We start from the raw sequence: 2,582 nt of genomic DNA on the forward strand, positions 1-2,582 counted from the left end.
TATCCTTCCAAATACCGGTTTGCATACGGATCCGTATTGGCCATGAAGGCAGATGCGCTTTTATGGAGCGCCAAGGTGCTGGGTGGCGGCAATGCCGACCTGCAGGAAGCGGTTACTGTTATCAGCGATATTGAAACCACAGGCTTAAGCCTGAATGATAATTTTGGAAATGTTACCGGCATCCGCGCTTCGGCTAATAAGGAAGTGCTGATAGCAGCTTATTTTCAGCGGGATGAAACAGCTGCCGGCAACTATTCCAAGAACGCGCTGCCTTTCCTCTCCATCATACAGGGCGCATTGAATCTTGATTCCATACCTTATGCTGTTTCATCAGGAAACGGACAGGGTGCTTACCAGATAAGTCCCTTATCAAAATCATTGTTCTCAAATACGGCAGATAAGCGCATTCCCTTCACCTGGATCCTGGAAAGGCAGCCCTCTGGTCCTAAAGTATCCTGGATCACCAAATATCCTGGTACAAAGTATTCAGACGACCGCGTGCCGGATAACGATATTATCGTTTACCGGCTGGCAGATGTGTACCTGATGAAAGCAGAAGCATATGCTGCATTAAATGATGTGGCCAACAGCGTAAAATACCTGGATTATGTAAGGGCAAGGGCTGGCACCGGCGCATATGCCGGGTCAGTAACAAAGGCAGCGATAGAAAAGGAGATCCTTGATGAGCGTGGCCGGGAACTTTTTTTCGAGAACAAAAGATGGTTTGATCTGTTAAGATTTCATAAGGGAGGTACCGTTAACGTATATACGTATGTGCCTAACCTGGCCGGTAAAAGCACCCCGCTGTTCTGGCCTGTTAACAGCACTGTGCTGGCAAATAACCCGAATATTAAACAAACGGATGGATACTAAAAGCTGAGATAAATGATGGTATACAAAAAAAGATCTTTATTCCTGTTGCTGGCCGCAGCTATTATAATGCAGGCCTGCAGCACTACCAAAGGAACAGCAGGCAAGGCGGTAAATGAAAGCCACCTGGTATTTGAGCCGGGCGGCCTGTACACCTCCATGCGCATACCTGCGCTGGTACTCACCAAACAAAATACCCTGCTGGCTTTTTGTGAAGCCAGGATAGGCAGCGCCAGTGACTGGGCAGGCATGCACCTGGCCATGCGCAGGAGCACTGATGAGGGTAAGACCTGGAGCGAAATAATGCCTATTGACAGCAACAGCCAGGGGCCAGCAGGCAACCCGGTGCCGATCGTAGATGCAAATGGCACTATCCATTTGCTGTACCAGCGGGATTATGATAAGGCTTTTTATACTTGGTCGGTCGATGATGGCCGTACCTGGGCGCCGGCCGTTAATATCACTGCGGTGTATGATCAGTTTAAAACGGATTACAGCTGGAAGGTATTAGCGCCCGGCCCCGGCCATGGGATTCAGCTAAAGAACGGCAGGCTGCTGGCTGCCACCTGGCTGGCAAATTCCCGTAAGCTTACCCCGCATAGAAGCCATTCGCCATCTTGTTTGGCCACTATCTATAGTGATGATCTGGGTAAAACCTGGCAGCGGGGAGCCATTGTAGCAGATAGTTCTGCCGCTGTTGCCAATCCCAATGAAAGTACGCCCGTGCAGCTGGCAGACGGCCGTGTGCTGTTAAGCATACGCTCCGGCTCAGCAATTAAAAGAAGGGCCTTCAGCATCAGCAATGATGGTATTTCCGGCTGGAGCCCCATACGATTTGAAGAAGAGCTGTTCGATCCTGCGTGTATGGCCAGTATTGTAAGTCTGCCTGAATGGAAGCATGCCCTGTTATTTACCAACCCGGATAGCCGGAATATAGAAAAGAATCCGCGCCGTAACCTGACGGTAAAGCTTTCCTATGATAACGGTGAAACCTGGCCCCTGCAGCGGGTACTGGACAGCGGCCCTTCGGGCTACAGTGATATGGCAGTGGGAAAGAACAATACGGTTTACTGCCTGTATGAAACCAACACAAAAGATTTTAAAGGATTCAATTATAGCCTGGTGCTGAAAAAATTTAATACGGCATGGTTACTAAACAATAAAAAATAACAATACAAGTGATGAGAATTCAAGGATTGATAGCAGCTACATTCAGCACATTTAATGAAGATGGTTCATTGGATCTGTCCCTGATACCCGGCCTGGTGGAAAGGCTGATCAGTGAAGGGGTACAGGGCGTTTTTATTTGCGGCACCAACGGGGAAGGACCTAACCTTACCACGGAGGAACGCATGACCATTGCGGAAGCATATGTAAAAGCAGTGAACAAGCGCTGCCTGGTGCTGGTGCATGTAGGGCATCCATCCATAGCGGAAGCCAGGAAGCTGGCCATGCATGCAAAAAAGATCGGTGCAGATGCAATATCCGCAGTAGCGGCATTTTACTTTAAACCGGTGTCTGTAAGTAACCTGGTGGATTGTATGGCTGAAATTGCAGCAGCTGCGCCGGATATGCCTTTTTATTACTACCATATCCCGGTGATCACTGGTATGGGAATAGATATGCTGGAATTTTTGCGGCTGGCAGAAGGGAAGATCCCCAACCTGGCCGGTATCAAGTATACCGCCGCCACCCTGCATGAATACCAGGCC

General features: G+C 49.2%; 3 protein-coding genes. All 3 read left to right on the forward strand.

The window, feature by feature from the left end; genetic code table 11:
* On the forward strand, positions 1 to 873 hold an 873-nt coding region (locus tag VIM87_RS10150), incomplete at its 5' end, for a RagB/SusD family nutrient uptake outer membrane protein (protein ID WP_331996886.1).
* Between the two features lie 12 nt (positions 874 to 885).
* A complete protein-coding gene (locus VIM87_RS10155; protein ID WP_331996887.1) occupies positions 886 to 2,040 on the forward strand; it encodes a sialidase family protein in 1,155 nt (384 codons plus the stop codon).
* 11 nt (positions 2,041 to 2,051) lie between these two features.
* Positions 2,052 to 2,582 (forward strand): dihydrodipicolinate synthase family protein (locus VIM87_RS10160; RefSeq protein WP_331996888.1); only part of this gene is annotated, 531 nt, incomplete at its 3' end.

The organism is Chitinophaga sp., from assembly GCF_036569125.1.
GTDB lineage: Bacteria > Bacteroidota > Bacteroidia > Chitinophagales > Chitinophagaceae > Chitinophaga.

Excerpts from the sequence above, each read along its gene's own strand:
- VIM87_RS10155 (WP_331996887.1), top strand. The coding sequence starts at position 886 with ATGATGGTATACAAAAAAAGATCTTTATTCCTGTTGCTGGCCGCAGCT.